The organism is Geobacter anodireducens (genome assembly GCA_001628815.1).
In the GTDB taxonomy this organism is placed as follows: domain Bacteria; phylum Desulfobacterota; class Desulfuromonadia; order Geobacterales; family Geobacteraceae; genus Geobacter; species Geobacter anodireducens.
The window spans coordinates 2,263,352-2,284,171 of sequence record CP014963.1; the positions used below are offsets into that span (position 1 = coordinate 2,263,352).

A 20,820-nucleotide genomic window follows, 5' to 3' on the forward strand; every position below is an offset into this window, starting at 1 on the left:
CATACCGGGGAGTGAGCAATATGCGGGCCAACCCGTGAACAACGGAAATGACTGGCAAAAAAAGACGGCAAATCGGAACGGAGCGTTATTTGACCAAAGCGTACGGTTATTTAGCGCTTACGATTCACCACATAATCGGCAAGTTCGATCAGTGCGACTTTTTCCGGTGAATCGACGAATGCGCCAAGGTGGGCCTTGCAGCGGGCAATGTATTCGTTGGCAACGGAGACGGTGTACTCGATGCCGCCATACTTGTGGACGAGGGTGAACACCGCTTCGAAATCCCCCGGTTCCAGGACGTCCTTTTCCACGACGGCGGCAATGGTTTCGCGCTCCTCGTCGGAGCACTTCATGAGGGTGTGGATGAGAGGGAGCGTGATTTTCCCCTCCTCGAGGTCGTGGCCGATCTCCTTGCCGAACTGCTCTTCGCTGGCAGTGTAGTCGAGGGTGTCGTCCATGAGCTGGAAGGCAATGCCCAGGTCCATGCCGAAGTCGCGCAGGGCCTCCTGCTGCTCGGCCGACGACGCGCCCAGGATGGCGCCGGCCTCGCAGGCGGCCGAAAGGAGCACGGCGGTCTTGCTCTTGACCACCTCGATGTAACGCTCCTGGGTCATCTCCAGATCGCTGGTGCAGAGGAGTTGCAGGACCTCCCCCTCGGCGATGATGGTAGTGGCGCCTGAAATGACCTTGAGCACCCGCAGGTCCCCGGCCTCCACCATGAGGGAAAAGGATTTGGAAAAAAGGAAATCGCCCACCAGCACCGAGGCCTCGTTGCCCCAGACCTCGTTGGCGGAGGCGTTGCCCCGGCGTAGCGTGGCGTTGTCCACCACGTCGTCATGGAGCAGGGTCGCGGTGTGGATGAATTCGATGACGCTGGCAAGGGGGACGTGGCGATCGCCCTGGTAGCCGCACAGCTTTGCCGAAAGGAGCAGCAGCATGGGACGTATTCTCTTGCCGCCGCTGGCAAGGACGTACTCTCCCACCTTGCGGATCAGATAGACATCTGATTCCAGGTCCTTTCTGAACTGTGATTCGACGTTTTTCAGGTCGTCCCCGACCAGGGAAAGGGCAGCGTGCATCAGGCAACCTCGGGTAAATTTTCGCCAATACTAGGTAATTACGCCTTTTTTGTCAAAGCATTTCTCTCCGCCAGTCTTCCGGAGAGCGTAACCCTGTCGATTTCCGATTCCTTTCTGATTGATTTTTGTATCATCCTGAACTACCATCCAAAATTCCAGATACAGACGGGATGGGGAGGTGTACAAATGGGCCACGCCATCGAAATCCGAGTCCTGGTCGTGGACGAATCGGCCCCTTCCCGCGCGTTCATCGCCTCAACCCTCGAAAAAGGCGGCCATACCGTCACTTCGGTCGCCTCCGGCGAAGAAGCTATCCACGAGGTCAATGCCGCCCCCTTCGACATTCTGGTGACCGACATCAACCTGCCGGGGATGAGCGGTCTCAATCTCCTCAAACTCCTGAAAGACTCCTATCCAGACCTGGAAGTGGTGATCGTCACGAGCAACGCCTCCAGCTTCACCGCCATCAAGGCCCTCCGCCTGGGGGCCTACGATTTCATCATCAAGCCCGTGGACGACCCCGCCATCCTGACCAACATCGTGGGACGCGCCGTCGAGAAACAGTCCCTCACCCGTGAGAACCGGCGGCTCATGGAGGACATGAAGAAGAAGAACCGGGAGCTCCACGACGCGCTTCACCTGATGAAATCCGCCAATCGTCTCTGCACGGCCATCTCGGCCTCCCTGGATGCCGGCGAGATCCTGAAACGGCTGGTGGAGGGGGCCGTGGAGGAAGTAACGGCGAAAAAGGGATACCTTCTGCTCCTGGACCGGGACGGGAGCTCCTTCTCCATGAAGGTCAGCGTGGGCGTGAGCCGCACCCTTGCCCATGGATTCAGGCTCCGCCACGACCAGGGAATAGCCGGGCTCGTTGCCGCCAACAACAAGCCCCTGTGCATCGACGGGGAGGTGCCGCCCCCCCTCACCCACCGGATGCTGGAGGAAGACCCCAACGGCGAGCTCTTCACCACTCCCGGCATCATCACGGTGCCCCTCCAGTTCAAGGGCCGGGTGGCGGGCGTGGTAACCCTTTCCGGCAGGGCCGACGGCAGAGCCTTCACCGATGCGGAAATCGAATTCCTCACAACCCTGGCGAACCACTCGGCCATCGCCCTTGACACGGCGGGCGCCTTCTACAAGCTCAGAAAAGGGACCTCCTGACCCGCCCGCTCCCACGTCCGTTGCATCACCGCCATCATCCAAGTACACTCTCTATCAGACCCTTGAAAAACTGCTGTGGGAGCCATCTGCTGCGTTGCGCGGCGCTCGCACCCTTGCCTGGCCATCTGGCATGCCTCGGCTGTACTGCTCCGCGCGCCGGGTATCATGCCCTCCTTGCAGCGTTTCTCAACAACGGGCTATCGCCTCGATACCCCTGGGACTCCCCCTTCCCCGCCGGATCCGCGGAGGAACACCGTGTCCGACAATCCCGCTTCCCCACACGGCCCGATCCTTGGCGAACCGCTGCGCCCGCCCGGGCCGGATCATACCGTTGCCGGCTTCACGCCATGACCTGGCGGTTGTCGGAGCAGGCAGCGGCCACGGGGACCGGGAACCCAGCAGGAGCTCTCGCATGTGTCGCGAACCAATCGACTGCGGGTGACGCATGGAAAATATGAATATATCCCTATACCTGATTGCATCAGCACCCGTGACTGGTATATAACCTTCGTTCATGAACGCACAACGAATTACCGTCATTTCCCTCTTTGCCGCGCTGGTGGCCCTGTTCTTCATCCTGGACCTGGGGCGGCTGCTGACCTTTGCCTCGCTCAAGGCCAACCATGGGGCCCTGCTGGCCTTTTACGACGAACACCGGATCCTGACGGTTGCCATGTTCCTGGCGGTCTATGTCATTCAGACCGCCCTGTCGCTGCCGGGGGCCACGATCCTTTCCCTTGCCGCCGGCGCCCTGTTCGGGGCCGCGGCAGGGACCGCCTGGGCAGTGACCGGCGCCACCATCGGGGCGACGCTGGCCTTCCTGCTCACCCGTTACCTCTTCCACGATGCGGTCCAGCGGCGCTTCGGCCCCAGGCTGGAGGGGATCAACCGCGAACTTGAAAAGGCCGGGCTCAACTATCTGCTCTTTCTGCGGCTCGTCCCCCTGTTCCCCTTCTTCCTGATCAATCTGGGGGCGGGCCTGACGCGGCTCCCCCTGCGCACCTTCGTGCTCGGGACCTTCGTGGGAATCATCCCGGGCGGCTTCGTCTACGTCAATGCCGGCGCCAGTCTCGCCGCCATCGCGAGCCCCGCTGACATCGCCTCGCCGCGGGTGATCGGCTCTTTCGCCCTGCTGGGACTCTTTTCCCTGGTGCCGGCCCTGTACAAGAACATTACCGCTCAAAGGAGAACCTGATGGACTCGTACTATGTTCCCGACGATCTGGCGAAATTCGGCGACATCGGCAAGGATGCGCCTGACCTGGCCAAGAAGTTCTTCGATTACTACGGCGCCGTGTTCGCCGAGGGAGAGCTGACCGAGCGGGAAAAGACCCTCATCGCCCTGGCCGTGGCCCACGCGGTCCAATGCCCCTACTGCATCGACGCCTATACCCGGGCCTGCCTGGAGAAAGGGTCGAACCTGGGGGAGATGACCGAGGCGGTCCACGTGGCCAACGCCATCAGGGGCGGCGCGGCCCTGGTCCACGGGGTCCAGATGCGCAAGATCGCCGAGAAGCTGTCGCTGTAGCGCAACGGACCATGACGGAATCCCTCGCGCCATCCTCCTCCCCCTGCATCGAGGCGTTCTCCCACGCCCTGGAACGGTGCGGGCTGGAGCTCCGCCGGGACCGGACCACCACTCTCCAGGTGAATGTGGGTTCCCTCTGCGACTTGGCCTGCCGCCACTGCCACCTGGAGGCGGGACCCTCCCGGACCGAGGTCATGGCGCGGGAGACCATGGAGGAGGTCATCGCCTACGCCTCCCGCTGCCGGTTTCAGGTCATCGACATCACCGGCGGCGCTCCGGAGCTCGTCCCCGGCATCGACCGCCTGGTGACCGGGCTGGCGCCGCTGACGCCCCGGCTCATCGTCCGGACGAACCTCTCGGCGCTCCTGACCCCCGGCGCGGCGCACCTGCCCGAACTGCTCAGGTCGGCTGGCGCGGCCGTCGTGGCATCGTTCCCGTCGGCCAATACCGGTCAGGCCGAGGCCCAGCGGGGCCATGGCATCATGGAGAAGAGCATCGCGGCCCTGAAGCTCCTGAACGATCTCGGCTACGGCCGCGATGGGAGCGGCCTGGAACTGGACCTGGTGGCAAATCCCACGGGCGCGTTCCTTCCCCCGTCCCAGTGCGAGGCGGAGCGGAAGTTCCGCCGGGACCTGGAACGCAAGTACGGGGTGGCCTTCTCCCACCTCTACACCTTTGCCAACGTCCCCCTGGGGCGCTTCCGCCGCTGGCTGGAGGAGTCGGGCAACCTGGAGGGGTACCTGCAGCGGCTGGCCGGGAGCTTCAACCCGGCCACGGTGCCGGGCCTCATGTGCCGCTCACTGGTCTCGGTGGCCTGGGACGGCCATCTCTACGACTGCGACTTCAACCTTGCCGCCGGCCGGGGGCTGGGGGGAGAGCGTCGTCACGTGGCCGGCATGACCGGCTTGCCCCCGGAGGGAACCCTGATCCCCACCGACGATTACTGCTATGCCTGCACCGCCGGCTCCGGCTTCACCTGAGGCGGCACCATCGGAGCCCCGGAGGGGCCCGGAACACCATAACGACCGGAGGAGGAGTCCAATGAACGCCCATGAGCTGTGGCAGCGCTACCAGACCTATCTTCTTTCCGATGCGGACACGGGACTCATTCTTGATGTCAGCAGAATGGCCTTTACCGACGATTTCCTCGCTTCCTTGGAACCGGCCATGCAGCGCGCCTTCGACGCCATGGAACGACTGGAGGCGGGTGAGATTGCGAATCCGGACGAAAACCGGATGGTGGGGCACTACTGGCTCAGAAGTCCCGAACTGGCCCCCGACCCTGCCATCGCCGCCGCGATCCGTGAGACCGTGAAGCGTGTAACCGCCTTTGCCGCCGACGTCCATGCCGGAGCGGTCACGGCACCGGGAGGCCGCCCCTTCCGCAACGTCCTGGTGATCGGCATCGGCGGCTCGGCCCTGGGCCCCCAGTTCGTGGCCGATGCCCTGGGCGGCCCCAACGACCGGATGCGGCCCTTTTTCTTCGACAACACCGACCCGGACGGCATGGACCGGGTGCTTGAGACCCTCGGGGGGGATGGGCTGGCGGAAACCCTTGCCATCGTCATCTCCAAGAGCGGCGGCACCAAGGAAACGAGGAACGGCATGCTTGAGGCGGAGGCGGCCTACCGGCGCGCCGGGCTCGACTTTTCCCGTCATGCCGTGGCGGTCACCGGCGCCGGCAGCGAGCTGGACCGGACCGCCGAGGCCGGCGGCTGGCTCTACCGCTTCCCCATGTGGGACTGGGTCGGCGGCCGTACCTCGGAAACCTCGGCCGTGGGGCTCCTGCCGGCTGCGCTCCAGGGAATCCCCATCGGGGACTTCCTCGACGGCGCCCGGGTCTGCGACATCCTGACCCGCCGGCGCGAGACCCTCCGCAACCCGGCAGCCCTCCTGGCCCTCATGTGGCATCACGCCACCGGCGGCAGCGGCTCCCGCGACATGGTGGTGCTCCCCTACAAGGACCGCCTGCTCCTGTTCTCCCGCTACCTCCAGCAGCTCATCATGGAGTCCATCGGCAAGGAGCTGGACCTGGCCGGCGCCGTGGTGAACCAGGGGCTCACGGTCTACGGCAACAAGGGCTCCACGGATCAGCACGCCTATGTACAGCAGTTGCGTGAGGGGACCAACAACTTCTTCGTCGCCTTCATCGAGGTCTTGAAGGACCGTGAGGGGGTCTCCCTGGCGGTTGAGCCAGGCTTCACCAGCGGCGACTACCTGTCCGGCTTTCTCCAGGGGACCCGCACCGCCCTGAGCGAAAAGGGGCGCGAGTCACTCACCATCACCATCCCTGCCGTGACCCCCCGCACCGTGGGTGTCCTGGTGGCCCTCTTCGAGCGGGCCGTGGGGCTCTATGCCTCCCTGGTCAACATCAATGCCTACCACCAGCCCGGCGTGGAGGCGGGTAAAAAGGCGGCAGGCAGCGTCCTGGCCCTCAAAGGTGAGGCCATTGCCTTCCTGCGGCGGGAGGGAGCACCCCTCACCGCCCCTGAAATCGCCGCGGCCCTCGGCAGGCCGGAGGAGGCGGAAACGATATTCCGCAGCCTCCTGCACGCCGCCGCCAACCCGGACCACGGTGTCGTCATGACAGCGGCATCCCCCCTTGCCCGGAGCCGCTTTTCCGCCCGATGACCAGCCGCGCCTCCCGGCCTCCTGGTGGTGGGCGGCGGCGGCATCGCCTTCGAGGGCATCCCCTGCTGCGGGTGGAAGTCCATACGGACCGTCAGGGACCGCTTTTCCGTGCAATCTCCGGGTGCACCTCGCCTGGCGCCTCACGGACTTGATCGATTGCCGGTTCGTGCGGACCGTTCAGGAGTGGTGGGAGATGTCAGACAGGATGTGTAAAGGGTACGGAGGCGTGTCAGAAGCCTGGGATGCCAGGAACTGCCCGAATGAGGCAAGATCGAATGAGGTGTCCGGCTTGAGCGGGAAGCCGGTGTTCGGCTCCCGGTCCGCCATGCCGATGGAAAGAACGATGGTGTCCGATTGCCCCGGCGCCATGAGGCGGGGGCCCACTGGAGGAAAATGACCCGGTCCTGGGGGTGGGACAGGGGGATTCGGGCGGAGCTGTCAGAGAATGAGCCGATTCTGTTGGAAAAATAGACCGTATCCGGCACGAGGGGGCCCTTCCACTCGATGAAGTTGGCCAGACCGCTGCGGTCATGGGTTTCGCCGGCCGCTTCGTTGCCGTGGTCCACGTAGCCCGTCCAGCCGTAGCGTTCCGGATCAATGGTCCCTTCATAGGGAACGAGGCCGTCGACAACCCAACCCACGTTGCCCTCGGCCGAGCCATAGTTCCCCACCCACGGCTCGTCGCCGTAGACATAGTAGTAGCCCGTGGGCTGCTTGCCGATGTTGGTCATCCGGATCACGAGGGTCACGTAGCGGGTACCGGGCCTGAAGACCATGAAGCGGTCCATGGATACCGGCACGCCATCCAGTTCGAACCAGTGGCTGCTGCTGAGAACGAGCCGCTGGGGCGTAGATTCGAGGATGCGGCTCCCCCGGTATTTCAAGGCCGAAGGGGGCATCACCGCGGCCGGATTGCTCCAGGGCGAAATGGCCTCGTTAACGTTGCACCAGATGTGATGCCAGGATTTGCCGTCGAAAAAGGCCATTCCGGTTTCGTTCATGCTCACCCGGCGGTCCTTTTCCAGATCAAAGGGCAGCCCACCCCCCACGAACAGCCCCTGGGTTTCCTCCCCTCCGCTATCCAGATACCTGCTGAGACACGTGAGAAACTCCGTGCCGTCGGCGGCAAAACTACGGACGAATCCGCTCCCGTCACGGCGGAACCACTCGTATTCGAGACGCGGCCCGCCCGTGGCGTGGCTCACATCGCCATTGAGAAAACGGAACACGGGCTCGGCCGGCAGGGCGAAGAGAAGGCCGTTCTCGTCGCCGAGCATCAGGTCGTCCTTCACCAGCAAGCGGCCGTCCGTCCCCTTGAGGATGTAAATACCCTGCCAGTGTCCGTAATAGCGGACCCGCACCGACGTGGCGGCCGCAAGTGCCACCACGAGCAGGGCTGCAAGGGTGAACAGCCTGCGCTTGGGCCATCTGAACAGAGGAAACCTTGGGATCGCCATGCGTCATCCTGCCGGAAATAACTGTCGGCAACCAAACCCCGGACCTGGTGGCTCCATGGACCGGCTGCCTGCATCCGTCATACATTTTCGCCATATGACAGATCCTGTGCCTGACAGAATAACGCCAATATTCAATTATATGCTACATAAGTTATTTTCATGATTACGTATACACAAAGCCAACATCTTGATTATTCGTAACTTTTGGAATAGTCGCCGGAATCAGCCAGGGAAAAGACAGGGAATTCGGAGAGAGATGAGGCGTGGCACTATTTGGTTATTTGCCCATTTCCTTCACGATCTTTCCATACAGGTCTTCGGAGTCAATACCACAGACCGTTTTTCCGTTCACAAGGGCAAAGGGGGTCTTGTGGCAGGGGCCGCACTTGCCGATGCAGTCCCTGATCTTCACGTCGAGCTTGGGGAACTGTTCATGCAGCCGCTTGGCCACCTTGTTCTTTCCCTTGTTGTGCTCGCAGAAGCGTATTTTCATCACGCCATCCTTTCACACACGGACCGCGGAGAAGGCGGGAAAAACCGCCTCCCCGCGGCCGATCTCGCATGCCGGACAACGAGGCCTCAGGGCACCTGGCCGTCGGCAGGGGGAGCGGTGAACACCCGCGCACCCAGTTCGTTGTCGATCATCAGCAGCCCGTAGCCGTTGTCTCCCACCAACTTCAGCTTGCCGATGATCTCCCGGTCGTTTTCCTCCTCTTCGATCTGCTCGGTCACGAACCACTGGAGGAAAATCTGGGTGGCGTGATCCTTCTGCCGGACCGCCAGCTCGGTCAGGTCGTTGATGCACCGGGTGATGAACATCTCGTGTTCGAGGGTCTTTTCGAACATCTGCAGCAGGGAGGCGAACTCGGCCGGCGGTGCGTCTATGGGACCGAGCGTCACGTGCTCGCCCTGGCTGTTGATGTACTGATAGAACTTCATGAAATGAAGCATCTCCTCCTGGTACTGGACCATGAACCAGGTGGCGGCCCCCTTGAGCCCAATGGAGTTGGCATAGGACGACATGGAGAGGTACAGTTGGGCCGAATAGAGCTCGATATTCAAGTGTTTGTTGAGGGCCGCGGCCATCTCGGTGTTCAGCATGGACGATATTCCTCCTTGGGTGTGGTGAGTTGGGATCAGTATATCGGAAAACGAGCGAAAGGCCAGGCGGTTCAACCGGCCGGACCGGCTGAGAGATTGCTGATGGAGCGCTCGGCCTCCACGATCACCCGCCACAGATCCTCGCTGTCCCCCAGCCCCACCTTCACCAGGTAGGCAGCGATGCTCATGTTGGTCCGGGCGCGGAACAGTTCCACCTGGCGGAGGAAATCCGGCTCCACCTGATCGGAATCACGCAGATAGGCATCCAGGAACAGCTCCTCGGGATAGGCGTTCGCTATCTCCCCATGGCGATAGAACTGGTTGCGGAACTGGGCCAGGAAACACCCCACGTCAAAGGCCCGGGGGAGCACGTAGGAGCTTTCGAAGTCTATGGCCGCCACGAACAGGGTCGACCGGTTCTCCATGACATCCTGGCCCACGAACACGTTTTTCGGATGGAAATCGCCATGTCCCTGCACCATGTACCCACTCCCCTCCGCCACCACCCGCCGCTCCTCTGCCGCCACTGCTGCGAGGATTTCCCGCACCTTGCGGGTGTGCCTGTGCTCAATGGCGGTGAACCGCTCCAGGTATCGGGCCAGGCGCTCGTCTTCCCGGACCAGAAACTCATCGGACGGCGTGATCCTGAGACGGCAGTTATGGAGCCGGGCCAGCCAGCCGGCCGCCAGGGACAGGTATTCCCTCCCGTCCTCCGGTTCGGCGGCCAGGAGCTTGTCGAAGAGCGATTTCCCCCGCAAGCCCTGTTCGATGAGCGTCATGGAGGCATCATCCTCGTCGATGGGGCGGGGCACCCTGAATCTCCCCGCGTCGAAGCCGTGGCCGACGATCTCCCCCATAATGCGGAAGGCCCGCTCGGCGGACCGCCACTTGTGCCGGGTTCCGATCTCCTTGATGATGAGCCGCTCGCGCACCTCATCGGCCCCCTTGGTGCCGATGGTCACCTCGATGACCTGGCTGTTGGCGCCCGAGCGGGGAATCTCCTTCAGGAACGGCCGGCACCTGCCGTGCCTGATCTCGGCTGCCAGGGCGGCGATGGTCTTGACGGCATGGTCGAACTGGGTCGGATAGAGCCCTGCGTAGTTTTCGCCATGGGTGTCGGTGCCCGCGATGGCGGTGAACCGCTCCCGATGCCAGTCCTGGAGCCCCTGGCTGTTCTCCCGCACCGTGTGGTTGGAGTTGAAGATCTCCACACCGTCCAGCAGCGGATGGCAGAGCTGCTCAGGCGCGGGACGCTTCCCCCTGCGGTAGGGATGGGCCCAGACAAGGGCGGCAGCCGGGTAGCGCCGCCGGATTTCGGCCAGGGGAGTCCCCCGGTCGATCGTCGCATCCGCACCGTAGACGAGCACGTCGCCCAGTTCCGGCGTGGTCACTTCCTGACCGGTGAGGATGACGAAATGATCGGGAACCTCAGCCCGGCGCCGGACATCGGCCAGCTCAGAGGGATCCCAGAGGTGATGGTGATCCGTAAGAACGATCCCCTGCAGGTTCTTCGCCGCCACCTGGCGCACCAGGTCCACGGCCGCAACGCCGCTGCAGGAGGAGTATTCAGAGGTATGACAATGCATTTCGACCAGCACGGTGAATCCTCCCTTCATTCGGGTCTCACGAAAAGGATACCAGACCCCCTCCCGGCAACAACCGTTCCGCTCGATCAGGATGCGCCCGCCTTACAGGCAATCTACACGACAGTGTACATTATATAATCACCGGACTCATCTCACCGCAGGCAGCCACGATGCCCCCTTCATTAATTTAGTCGTAATATCAACTGATTAGTCAGACAAATACACTAAACTCACAATCTTGGTCCGCTATATGCATTAAACAAACGATCTACTCAGAAAACAGGACGCAATCTGTTCACACAGCTGGCTGCCTACATCTTAACCAGAGGAGGAACCATGTCACCGCATCAAGTTGACGAGAAACTTCAAGGCATCTATCAGGACGTTCTCAAGCGCAATCCGGGCGAAGTGGAATTCCATCAGGCAGTGGCCGAAGTGCTCGAATCCCTCGGCTCTGTTGTCACCAAGCACCCCGAATACCTGGAGCGCAAAATTATCGAGCGGATCTGCGAACCCGAGCGCCAGATCATCTTCCGGGTGCCCTGGCAGGACGACAAGGGCCAGGTCCACATCAACCGCGGCTTCCGCGTGGAGTTCAACTCGGCCTTGGGCCCCTACAAGGGGGGCCTTCGCTTCCATCCGTCGGTCTACCTGGGCATCATCAAGTTCCTGGGCTTTGAGCAGATCTTCAAGAACTCCCTCACCGGCATGCCCATCGGCGGCGGCAAGGGCGGCTCCGACTTCGACCCCAAAGGAAGGTCCGACGATGAGATCATGCGTTTCTGCCAGAGCTTCATCACCGAGCTCTATCGCCACCTGGGCGAGCACACCGACGTTCCCGCCGGCGACATCGGCGTGGGCGGCCGCGAGATTGGCTACATGTTCGGCCAGTACAAGCGGATTACCAACCGGTGGGAAGCGGGCGTGCTGACCGGCAAGGGGCTCAAGTGGGGCGGCTCCCTGGTGCGCACCGAGGCCACCGGCTACGGCGCCACGTTCTTCATCAACCAGGCCCTCAAGGTCCGCAAGGACTCCTTTGACGGCAAGATCTGCACCGTGTCCGGCTCCGGCAACGTGGCCATCTACACCATCGAGAAGATTCACCAGCTCGGCGGCAAGTGCGTGGCCTGCTCCGACTCCAACGGCGTCATTTACCACGAAAAAGGTCTCGACCTGGACCTCATCAAGCAACTGAAGGAAGTGGAACGCCGCCGCATCCAGGACTACGCCTCCTATCACAAGGATGCCAAGTACATCGCGAGCGGCAACATCTGGGACATCCCCTGCCAGGTGGCCATGCCGTCGGCAACCCAGAACGAGATCAACGGCAAGGACGCCAAGACCCTGGTGAAGAACGGCTGCATCGCCGTGGGCGAGGGCGCCAACATGCCCACCACCCCCGAAGATCAAGATATTCCTCGACGCCAAAATCGCCTATGGCCCCGGCAAGGCCGCCAATGCCGGCGGCGTTGCCACGTCGGCCCTGGAAATGCAACAGAATGCCCAGCGTGATTCCTGGTCCTTCGAAGACACCGAAAAGAAGCTGGAGAACATCATGAAAGGCATCCACCGTCTCTGCCACGAGACAGCCGAGGAATACGGCGCCACGGGCAACTACGTGCTGGGTGCCAACATCGCCGGCTTTACCAAGGTTGCCGACGCCATGGTGGCCCACGGCCTCGTCTAGGAACCTGTCCGTAACCGGGCATGACCCACGCAAAAAGCCCGGCCCGGAGATGATCTCCGGGCCGGGCTTTTTGCGTTAGACTCCATCGGGAGCTAGAACTTCTCGAACTGGTCGTCCAGGTAGTCGCCGTCCATCTTCAGGTCAACGCCCCTGCCGGTGGCAGCCTTTCGCAGCACGGCCGGCTCAGCCCGGCGGTCGTTTACGCTGCCGTGGCCCAGGCGCAGCACAGCCGGTTTCTTCGCCTCCGCAGCCGTTCGCACAACCGGGGGATTCCCGGCAGATCGCCCCTGCTCGTCGGTCTTGAAAAATGCGATTGCCGACTGGAGATGCTCCGCCTGACCGGCCAGTTCTTCACTGGTGGAGGCCATCTCTTCGCTGGCGCTGGCGTTCTGCTGGATCACCTGGTCAAGCTGCTGGATCGCTTTGTTGATCTGCTCAGCGCCCGTGTCCTGCTCTTTGCACGCGGCGCTGATCTCCTGCACCAGTTCCGCGGTCCGCTGGATGTCCGGCACGATCCGCGTCAGCATCTCGCCGGCTTCTTCCGCTACCTGAACGCTTGAGGCAGACAACTCGCTGATCTCGCCCGCCGCCTTCTGGCTCCGCTCGGCAAGCTTTCTGACTTCGGCCGCTACCACGGCGAACCCTTTGCCGTGCTCGCCGGCACGGGCCGCTTCGATGGCCGCGTTCAGGGCCAGCAGGTTCGTCTGGCGGGCGATCTCTTCGATGATCGAGATCTTGGAGGCGATTTCCTTCATGGCACTCACCGTGCCGGCAACGGCCGCGCCGCCTTCCCGGGCGTCCATGGCGCTCTTGAGGGCGATCTTCTCGGTCTGGGAGGCGTTGTCCGCATTCTGCCGGATATTGGCCGCCATCTGCTCCATGGAACTGGATGCCTCTTCGGCAGCGGCAGCCTGCTCGGTGGCCCCCTGGCTCATGGCCTCGGAGTTGGCGGACAGTTCCTGGCTGCCGGCGGCCACGTTGTCTGCCGAGTTCTTCACGTCGGTTACAATGTCGCGGAGCGTGGCAACCATGTCGTTCAGGGCCGCCACCAACTGCCCCACCTCGTCCTTCCGGTCGATGTCGAGGGTGCTCCGCAGGTCACCGCCGGCGATCTTCAGGGCGAATTCAACCCCCTTCAGGACCGGGCCACTAATGGAGCGGGAAATGAGCAGCGCCAGAACGATGCCGATCACCAGGGCGGCGACGCTCAGGGCAATGACGACAGCCTTGGTGCCGTTGGCGTTGGCGATCATCTGCTCATCGGAAAGGATATGCGTGCGGGATGTCTCATTGAGCCCGCCCAGGTGCTTCTGCACCAGTTGCAGGTTCGGCTGGGTCTGGCTTGCGAAGATGATCTCCGCCTCCCGGCGGCCCTGCTCACCCTGCTCCTTGTTGTAGGCCTTCCTGATGAGTCCCGCCGACTCGTGGAGCTTGCGGTGGGGGTCCTCGATGGCAGCCAGTTCGTCCTTCAGTGCGGGAAGCATGGCCTCGGCCTGCTTACGCCCCTCGCCGTAGTACCACTCGCCGAACTTGCACTTGGTGTGATCCACCTGAACGGTGAGCTCCTTTACCCTGTCGTCCAGGAGGAACGCGCTGACGTTCTTGGCCCAGTTGAGGTGATCCACCTCCCGCTGGAGGAGCTCGGCCCGCAGCTTGTTGCCGTCGCTGACCTCCTTGCCGTCCCTGACGGCCTCAGACAGTCCCTTCACCGACCAGACGCCGATAACTGCCAGCAGGACAAGGACACTGCCTATGCCCACCAGCACCTTGAGGCTCAGCCTCAGGTTTTTCCAACTCATTAACTCCTCCACACTCCGTTCATTCGGGGTTTTTCTGATAGCATCTCCAGGACGCCCCCATTCCCCACATTTCATTGCATATATCGGTTTAGCCAGTAAAACCTTGAGGAAAAACTTTAGCGAAGGGGCCCACCAGACAAAGCAATTGGTCTAACAACAGGACATACAGACAGTTGCGGAACAGCAACTCGCACCGCAGAGTATCCCCCTCTCTGCCCGAGAGGACTATGAAACCTTAAAAAAGGCGATGGTTGCCTGGAGCTGTTCGGCCTGGCTGGCCAGTTCTTCGCTGGTGGAAGCCATTTCCTCGCTGGTGGAGGCGTTCTGCTGGATCACGTTGTCCAGTTTCCGGATGGCCCGGTTGATCTGATCCGCGCCCGAGTCCTGCTCCTTGCACGCAGCGCTGATCTCCTGCACCAGTTCCGCGGTCCGCTGAATATCGGGGATGATGCGGGCGAGCATCTCTCCCGCCTTCTCCGCGACTCGCACGCTGGATGCGGAGAGCTCGCCGATCTCGCCCGCTGCTTTCTGGCTCCGCTCGGCCAGCTTGCGCACCTCGGAGGCCACCACCGCGAACCCCTTGCCGTGCTCGCCGGCCCGGGCCGCCTCAATGGCCGCGTTCAGGGCCAGCAGGTTCGTCTGGCGGGCGATCTCTTCGATGATCGCTGTCTTGCCGGCGATAACCTTCATGGCAGATACGGTCTCGGCCACCGCCTCCCCGCCCTCGCGGGCATCCTCGGCGCTCTTGCCGGCTATTTTCTCGGTCTGAACCGCATTATCGGCAGTATGCCTGATAGTGACGCTCATCTCCTCCATGTTGCCGGACGCCTGCTCTGCCGCTGCCGCCTGCTCGGTGGCCCCCTCGCTCATCTCCTCGGCGCTTACGGACAGTTCGCGGGCACCGGCGGCAACGTTGTCCGACGCGGACTTGACGCTGGTGACCACCTTCCTGAGCTTGTCCACCATATTGCCCATGGCGGCAAGCAGGCGACCGATCTCATCCGTCTCCGTCGCTTCAATGGCAACGGAAAGATCGCCGGTGGCCAGCCGGTCCACGGTGGCAACTGCGTCGCGCAGCGGGCGCACGAGCCGCCCCGACACGAACCCGGCCACAAGACACGCCAGCAGGACCGTGCCCACTGCGCTGCCAACGATGATCAGCTTGAGGCGTTCGTAGGATTCGAAAAACTCGCTTTTCTTCACGCCGACGTACAGCACGCCGATGATCGAACCGCTCGCGTCCCGAAGCGGATCATAGGACGTAAAGTAGGGGACGCCGAGAATCTTCGCCTCGCCGCGGTAAGGTTTCCCTTCCTTGAAAATGGCATCATAGGCGGGCCCCTGGAGTTTCGTGCCGATGGCGCGGCTGCCGTCCTCCTTCTTGACGTTGGTGGAGACCCGCAGATCGCCCATGAAGATGGTTGCCGTCCCGCCGCAGAGATCCTTCACCTTGTCGGGTATCTCGAAGTTGTCGTTCACCACGTACTCGCCGACCATGAGCCTGCCGTTGTCGATCCGGGCGTTGGATCCCTTCTGGCGGAGCAGTTCCCAGAGGGTCTTGATCCGCGTTTCCTGGGAAACCGTGGCGACTCTCATCAGATCGGCCCTGAACCGCGCAAGACAGATGGCGGTGATAACCGTTGCCGTCAGGACAACGATGACCGCGGTCATGGCTATGAGCTTCCACCGGATGGTCATGCTGCGTAATCCCATGCGTACCTCCCGAACATTCACAATGTGCTATGAATACCTTTCGACAGGCCGCGACCCATCTTTAGCGGCGATTGCGCGACGCCTTCAAACCAACAGCAGTTTTATAACCGCGTATACCATACCCGGGAACGAGCTGCCGAGCACCCCGGCCGTAACCCGGTGCCATCATTAGATCTATAAAAACATGTTCCGCAATTCCCCGCACGGAGTGCTGACGCCAACCTGTACCGGACATCAGGAATTTCCTGATACCTACGGTCATGATGGCGACGGCGTGAAACCCCGTTGCCACGTCATCCAAACACAAGGGCGCCCCGATTCCCCGGAGCGCCCTTGTGTCATTCCTGCTCTTGATTATCTCTGTTACGCAGCCGCCTCCCCTGCCGCGGCCAGCCCGGCCAGATCGTCCTCCCCGAACACCCGGTCGATGTCCAGAATGATCAGGAACGTATCGCCGCGTTTCCCCATGCCCTTCAGGAACGAGGTGTCCAACTTCGTCCCGATCCGGGGCGCAGGCTCGATGTTTCCTCTCTCCAGCTCGAACACCTCCTGCACCGAGTCGGCAAGCATCCCCAGTACCAGCGTCTCCATTGCCGTCTCCACCTCGACTACGATGATGCACGTGTCGATGCTGCGCTCGGTTTCAGGCATCCCGAACTTCTGCCGCAAGTCGATTACCGGCACTACGCTCCCGCGCAGGTTGATCACCCCGCGCATGAATCCGGGCGTCTGCGGAACCTTGGTGATGCTGTTCCATTCCAGTATCTCCCGCACCTTGGCCACGTCCACCGCAAATACTTCCCCGGCAAGGGTGAAGGTCAGGTACTGCTGCGTTTCTGTTGTGTCTGCGTGTGCCATCGCTCTCTCCTAGAATTTCTCGAACTGGTCGTCCAGGTGATCGTTGGCCAGGTTCAGATCCACCCCGCCGCCTGCTGCGACTTTCTTGGATTCTCCGTGATAGCCGTTGGCGTGGTAGCCGTTGGAGGAACCCTGGCCCAGATGGGGAGTGACTGCCTTTTTCTTGGCCGCGAACTGGCGCACGACTGCGGACTTGCGCACCAGACCCCCTTGTTCGCCGGTCTTGAAGAAGGCGATTGTTTCCTGCAGTTGTTCGGCCTGGCTGGCCAGTCCTTCGCTGGTGGAGGCCATCTCTTCGCTGGCGCTGGCGTTCTGCTGGATCACCTGGTCAAGCTGCTGGATCGCTTTGTTGATCTGCTCAGCGCCCGTGTCCTGCTCTTTGCACGCGGCGCTGATCTCCTGCACCAGTTCCGCGGTCCGCTGGATGTCCGGCACGATCCGCGTCAGCATCTCGCCGGCTTCTTCCGCTACCTGAACGCTTGAGGCAGACAACTCGCTGATCTCGCCTGCCGCCTTCTGGCTCCGCTCGGCAAGCTTTCTGACTTCGGCCGCTACCACGGCGAACCCTTTGCCGTGCTCGCCGGCACGGGCCGCTTCGATGGCCGCGTTCAGGGCCAGCAGGTTCGTCTGGCGGGCGATCTCTTCGATGATCGAGATCTTGGAGGCGATTTCCTTCATGGCCACGACGGTTTCGGCCACGGCCGTGCCACCCTGTTTGGCGTCGGCGGCGCTCTTGAGGGCGATCTTTTCGGTCTGGGTGGCGTTGTCGGCGTTCTGCCGGATGTTGGAGCTCATCTGTTCCATGGAGCTGGAGGCTTCTTCGGCAGCAGCAGCCTGCTCGGTGGCACCCTGGCTCATTTCCTCGGAGCTGGAGGAGAGCTCCTGGCTGCCGGCGGCCACGTTGTCCGCTGCGCTCTTCACGTCAGCTACCACTCCCTTCAGCTTCTCAACCATGTTGTGCATGGCCGCCAGCAGTTGGCCCGTTTCGTCCTTGCTCGTTGCCTCGATCGTTACGGTCAGATCCCCTTCAGACAGGCGGTTCGACACATCCACGGCCGATCTGAGCGGGCGGCTGATGATGCGGGAAAGGAATATGCCGAGTCCGACCGCCAGGGCCACACCAATCACAAGGATGATGCCCGTCATGGCGACCGCGGCCTTGGCGGCGGCGGTATTGCTCTCGGATTTCTTCTTTGCCAGATCGATTTTCAGATCAGCGAGCTTCTGGATCGAATCGTCCACTGACCGGGCAAGCCCGGCGACGGCATCGCTCCTCATATAGGCAATGGCCTGATCGTTCTTCCCATCCATTGCCAGTGCCACAATTTTGTCAAGATGAGGGACAAACTTCGCCAATTCGGTCTTGATATCCGCGTAGGCCTTCTTTGTCTCATCTGATTTGAGAGACTTTTCGATTTCAGGGAGATTGTCATCTATTATTTTATGCAGTTCTTCAATCCTGTTAGAAAACTTTACCTTGCCTTCATGTGTCTGCTCCAAAGCTATTTCTCGATAGTTTACCCTTATTCTTTGAAATGCCACAGCAGTGGTCAAAATGGGACCCATCGGTTTTGCGTTGAGCTCGTACATCTCTGTATCGGCTTTTTCTATTTGCATGATTTTTGTTATCCCTATTACGCCAATGATGCAAGCTATCAGCGTAACAAGAGAAAAACCCAGTATCAGCTTTGATGCAATCTTCAAATTGTAAAACCATGTCATATCATCCTCCTTTGCTTTGACTCAACGTACCAACACATGGACTTTGACTGCTTTGATATATCTATCGGGAGAACGGTTTTCAGGAGTATAGGGAAATCCCTGACAACCCGCCTCCCAATCCCCTATACCGATTCATTACACCATTTTTATCAACTCCAGAATAACGGCAAGTGTGCGCAAGGGGGGATGAAAGTCTGCGCGAGGGGGTGGCGAATATGAACGTGGCGGGGCCGTGGCAGAAACAACAATGGTCAGTGGACGGCGGACATGATCTGGCCTATATGCTCTCTCAGCACGTCCAGGGCAAAGGGCTTGCGGAGGAGGGGCGCATCGGCGTCCACCGCGCCGCGCCCTTCAACGGCGTCCGCCGGGTAGCCGGACATGTAGAGCACTCGGGCCGCTTTCTGATGGGGTAGAATGGCCCGGACCATCTCCCGGCCGTTCATGGACGGCATGATGACATCCGTGAGGATCAGATCGACGACAATGCCGGGCTGTTGACAGAGACGTATCGCCTCGCCGGGGCTGGTTGCGGTTATCACGGTATGCCCGAGCCGCCGCAGCATCAGCGCGGTGACATCCCGCACGGCAGCGTCGTCATCCACCAGGAGCGTGGTCCTTGCGGGAAGGATGCCGCCCTCTCCTGGCCTGCGGGTTTCGGGCGTCTCTCCCACAAAACGGGGCAAATAGATGAAAAAGGCCGATCCTCCGCCCGGCGCGCTCTCAACGCTGACGGCACCGCCATTCTGACGTACGATCCCGTAAACCGTGGCAAGTCCGAGACCGGTTCCCTTCCCCATTTCCTTGGTCGTGAAAAAAGGTTCGAAGATATGCTCCATAACCTCGGGGTCCATGCCACAACCCGTGTCACTCACGGTCATCAGGACGTATTCTCCCGGCGATGCGCCTTGCAGGTGCCCCGCCGTTCCCTTGTCGAGCACGATGTTCTGGGTCGCGATGGTGACGCTGCCGTTGCCCGCTATGGCGTCGCGGGCGTTCATCACCAGATTCATGAGGATCTGATCGGCCTGGGTCGGATCGATCCGCACCGGCCAGAGATCCGCGCCGGCCACATGGCTGAGGGTGATATCCTCTCCGATCAGGCGGCTGAGGGATTTGCTGCTCTGGGAGATGAGCCGGTCGAGGTCGACCCTGACGGGATTGACCCGCTCGCTGCGGGTAAATGCCAGCAATTGGCGGGTGATGTCGCGGGAATGCTCGGCCGCCTTGATTATCTGGTTGAGCTGTTCGGGCGCATCCTTGCCCTGGAGACCAGTGAGCCTGAGCACGTGGGCGTAGCCGAGAATCACCGTGAGCTTGTTGTTGTAGTCGTGGGCAATCCCTCCGGCCAGCCGGCCGATGGCCTCCATCTTGTGGGCCTGGCCCAGCCGCTGCAGCATGTCCCGCCGCTCCGCCTCGATCTGCCGCCGCTCGGTCACGTCGATGCCGAGGGCCATGGCGGCCATCACCACCCCGTTTTCGTCCGCAAGGGGAGCGAACTGGACCCACAGCACGCGCTCCTGGTACTCGATTTCCTCGCTCAGGGTCTCGCCTGCAAGCGCCAGGCGATAACAGCTCTCCAGCCGGCCGGCAAGATGCTCTCCGAACAGCTCGCCCGGCATGCGCCCCAGCGTCTCTTGGCCACTCAGGCCAAGGGTTTCCACGAGACTTCCCTCAAACATGATGTAGCGGACATCAGCGGCAACCACCCACACTCCGCCGTTCGGTATCCTGTGGGCGATCGCCCGCAGCAACGCCTCGCTCTCGCGCACGGCCTGGAGCATGCCCTGCTGCTGCTGATAGGCGACGGCAAGGGATTCCCGCATCCGGTTGAATGCCTCCACCAGGGCGTCGATCTCATCCCCATGGCAGGTCTTGTCCAATTGAAGGGGCTGCTGTACCTGGGCGAGGCCGAAGGAGGTGAAGTAGTCGGCCGCAGCAGCCAGGTGCCGGGTGACCTGGCGCTCGAAGAGCATGAAGGCGAAAAGCATCACGATGGTGATGGTCAGGGTCTGGAACAGCAGGGTTACGGCCGCGGTGGACAGGGCATCGCGCATGATGGCCTGGCGGTCGATTTCCAGATGGAGATACCCCAGGGGCATCTGATGGCCGTTATAGGTCGCCGCGAGATCTATCCTGCGGACATCGCCGAACAAATCGCTCCTGGTTCCGGCTTCGACGACGATCCTTCCCTGATCGACCACGGCCACGTAGCTGACGAATGGGTAGTGGTGCAGCCCGTCGATCTGGGCCGCCATCTGCTGGTGGTCGAGACTCCAGAGGGCGGCGGTGATGGCGTCCAGGTGGGTCTTTTTCAGAAGCTCCACGGATTCGTTGAGGGAAGCCTTGCTGCGGTAGTACTCGGCAACGGTTGCTGCGGTAGTACTCGGCAACGGTAAAAACAGCCGAGAACACGACGCTGAGAGCCAGGGCCAGCAAAAGTGTCTGGCGGAACAGCCGTTTACCGAGGGTATGTGGGGAGGTTTCTGCTGACATCGG

The 20,820-nt window shown here is 61.7% G+C and carries 13 protein-coding genes and 3 pseudogenes; 6 read left to right on the top strand and 10 right to left on the bottom strand.

Features of this window, described 5'->3' with window-relative positions; all coding sequences use genetic code 11:
* Window positions 1–110 precede the first annotated feature (110 nt).
* Window positions 111–1,079 carry an octaprenyl diphosphate synthase gene (locus A2G06_10345; GenBank protein ID ANA40620.1) on the bottom strand — a complete coding sequence of 323 codons (969 nt, stop codon included), beginning with the start codon at window positions 1,077–1,079 and terminating at the stop codon, window positions 111–113.
* Window positions 1,080–1,265: 186 nt separating this feature from the next.
* On the opposite strand from A2G06_10345, the gene A2G06_10350 reads away from it, so the two are divergent.
* The 5 genes from A2G06_10350 to pgi all read left to right on the top strand — a co-directional run bounded on the left by A2G06_10350 (window position 1,266) and on the right by pgi (window position 6,398).
* The gene (locus A2G06_10350; protein ID ANA40621.1) at window positions 1,266–2,240 is read left to right on the top strand and encodes a two-component system response regulator; all 975 of its coding nucleotides are present in this window, start codon (window positions 1,266–1,268) and stop codon (window positions 2,238–2,240) included.
* Between the two features lie 514 nt (window positions 2,241–2,754).
* Complete coding sequence (locus A2G06_10355; protein ID ANA40622.1) at window positions 2,755–3,435, top strand: dihydrolipoamide dehydrogenase; 681 nt, start codon at window positions 2,755–2,757, stop codon at window positions 3,433–3,435.
* Complete coding sequence (locus tag A2G06_10360; GenBank protein ID ANA40623.1) at window positions 3,435–3,767, top strand: 4-carboxymuconolactone decarboxylase; 333 nt, start codon at window positions 3,435–3,437, stop codon at window positions 3,765–3,767. Before A2G06_10355 ends, A2G06_10360 begins: the two co-directional genes overlap by 1 nt.
* Before the next feature lie 11 nt (window positions 3,768–3,778).
* The gene (locus tag A2G06_10365; protein ID ANA40624.1) at window positions 3,779–4,747 is read left to right on the top strand and encodes a radical SAM protein; all 969 of its coding nucleotides are present in this window, start codon (window positions 3,779–3,781) and stop codon (window positions 4,745–4,747) included.
* Window positions 4,748–4,808: 61 nt separating this feature from the next.
* Window positions 4,809–6,398, top strand: coding sequence for a glucose-6-phosphate isomerase (pgi, locus tag A2G06_10370; GenBank protein ID ANA40625.1), 1,590 nt, complete (start codon window positions 4,809–4,811; stop codon window positions 6,396–6,398).
* 177 nt (window positions 6,399–6,575) lie between these two features.
* Here pgi and A2G06_10375 read toward each other — a convergent pair.
* The 4 genes and pseudogenes from A2G06_10375 to A2G06_10390 all read right to left on the bottom strand — a co-directional run bounded on the left by A2G06_10375 (window position 6,576) and on the right by A2G06_10390 (window position 10,554).
* A pseudogene (locus A2G06_10375) lies at window positions 6,576–7,855 on the bottom strand (hypothetical protein).
* 277 nt (window positions 7,856–8,132) lie between these two features.
* Window positions 8,133–8,351 carry a hypothetical protein gene (locus tag A2G06_10380; GenBank protein ANA40626.1) on the bottom strand — a complete coding sequence of 73 codons (219 nt, stop codon included), beginning with the start codon at window positions 8,349–8,351 and terminating at the stop codon, window positions 8,133–8,135.
* 83 nt (window positions 8,352–8,434) lie between these two features.
* Window positions 8,435–8,956 carry a ferritin gene (locus tag A2G06_10385; protein ANA40627.1) on the bottom strand — a complete coding sequence of 174 codons (522 nt, stop codon included), beginning with the start codon at window positions 8,954–8,956 and terminating at the stop codon, window positions 8,435–8,437.
* 71 nt (window positions 8,957–9,027) lie between these two features.
* Window positions 9,028–10,554, bottom strand: coding sequence for a phosphotransferase (locus tag A2G06_10390; protein ID ANA41653.1), 1,527 nt, complete (start codon window positions 10,552–10,554; stop codon window positions 9,028–9,030).
* 324 nt (window positions 10,555–10,878) lie between these two features.
* On the opposite strand from A2G06_10390, the pseudogene A2G06_10395 reads away from it, so the two are divergent.
* Window positions 10,879–12,229: pseudogene (locus tag A2G06_10395) on the top strand (glutamate dehydrogenase).
* A 92-nt stretch (window positions 12,230–12,321) separates the two neighbouring features.
* Here the strand turns inward: A2G06_10395 and A2G06_10400 are convergent.
* From A2G06_10400 to A2G06_10420, 5 genes and pseudogenes are all read right to left on the bottom strand, one after another.
* Window positions 12,322–14,028, bottom strand: a complete 1,707-nt coding sequence (locus tag A2G06_10400; GenBank protein ID ANA40628.1) for a chemotaxis protein — start codon at window positions 14,026–14,028, stop codon at window positions 12,322–12,324.
* 225 nt (window positions 14,029–14,253) lie between these two features.
* Window positions 14,254–15,741: a chemotaxis protein gene (locus tag A2G06_10405; protein ID ANA40629.1), complete on the bottom strand. Its 1,488-nt coding sequence runs from the start codon at window positions 15,739–15,741 to the stop codon at window positions 14,254–14,256.
* A 363-nt stretch (window positions 15,742–16,104) separates the two neighbouring features.
* Window positions 16,105–16,599, bottom strand: a complete 495-nt coding sequence (locus A2G06_10410; GenBank protein ANA40630.1) for a chemotaxis protein CheW — start codon at window positions 16,597–16,599, stop codon at window positions 16,105–16,107.
* 9 nt (window positions 16,600–16,608) lie between these two features.
* Window positions 16,609–18,321, bottom strand: a complete 1,713-nt coding sequence (locus A2G06_10415) for a chemotaxis protein (GenBank protein ID ANA40631.1) — start codon at window positions 18,319–18,321, stop codon at window positions 16,609–16,611.
* Window positions 18,322–18,572: 251 nt separating this feature from the next.
* Window positions 18,573–20,817, bottom strand: a pseudogene (locus tag A2G06_10420) (hybrid sensor histidine kinase/response regulator).
* Between the last annotated feature and the right edge of the window lie 3 nt (window positions 20,818–20,820).

Excerpts from the sequence above, each read along its gene's own strand:
- A2G06_10345 (ANA40620.1), bottom strand. The coding sequence starts at position 1,079 with ATGCACGCTGCCCTTTCCCTGGTCGGGGACGACCTGAAAAACGTCGAA.
- A2G06_10350 (ANA40621.1), top strand. The coding sequence starts at position 1,266 with ATGGGCCACGCCATCGAAATCCGAGTCCTGGTCGTGGACGAATCGGCC.
- A2G06_10355 (ANA40622.1), top strand. The coding sequence starts at position 2,755 with ATGAACGCACAACGAATTACCGTCATTTCCCTCTTTGCCGCGCTGGTG.
- A2G06_10360 (ANA40623.1), top strand. The coding sequence starts at position 3,435 with ATGGACTCGTACTATGTTCCCGACGATCTGGCGAAATTCGGCGACATC.
- A2G06_10365 (ANA40624.1), top strand. The coding sequence starts at position 3,779 with ATGACGGAATCCCTCGCGCCATCCTCCTCCCCCTGCATCGAGGCGTTC.
- pgi (ANA40625.1), top strand. The coding sequence starts at position 4,809 with ATGAACGCCCATGAGCTGTGGCAGCGCTACCAGACCTATCTTCTTTCC.
- A2G06_10385 (ANA40627.1), bottom strand. The coding sequence starts at position 8,956 with ATGCTGAACACCGAGATGGCCGCGGCCCTCAACAAACACTTGAATATC.
- A2G06_10400 (ANA40628.1), bottom strand. The coding sequence starts at position 14,028 with ATGAGTTGGAAAAACCTGAGGCTGAGCCTCAAGGTGCTGGTGGGCATA.
- A2G06_10405 (ANA40629.1), bottom strand. The coding sequence starts at position 15,741 with ATGGGATTACGCAGCATGACCATCCGGTGGAAGCTCATAGCCATGACC.
- A2G06_10410 (ANA40630.1), bottom strand. The coding sequence starts at position 16,599 with ATGGCACACGCAGACACAACAGAAACGCAGCAGTACCTGACCTTCACC.
- A2G06_10415 (ANA40631.1), bottom strand. The coding sequence starts at position 18,321 with ATGACATGGTTTTACAATTTGAAGATTGCATCAAAGCTGATACTGGGT.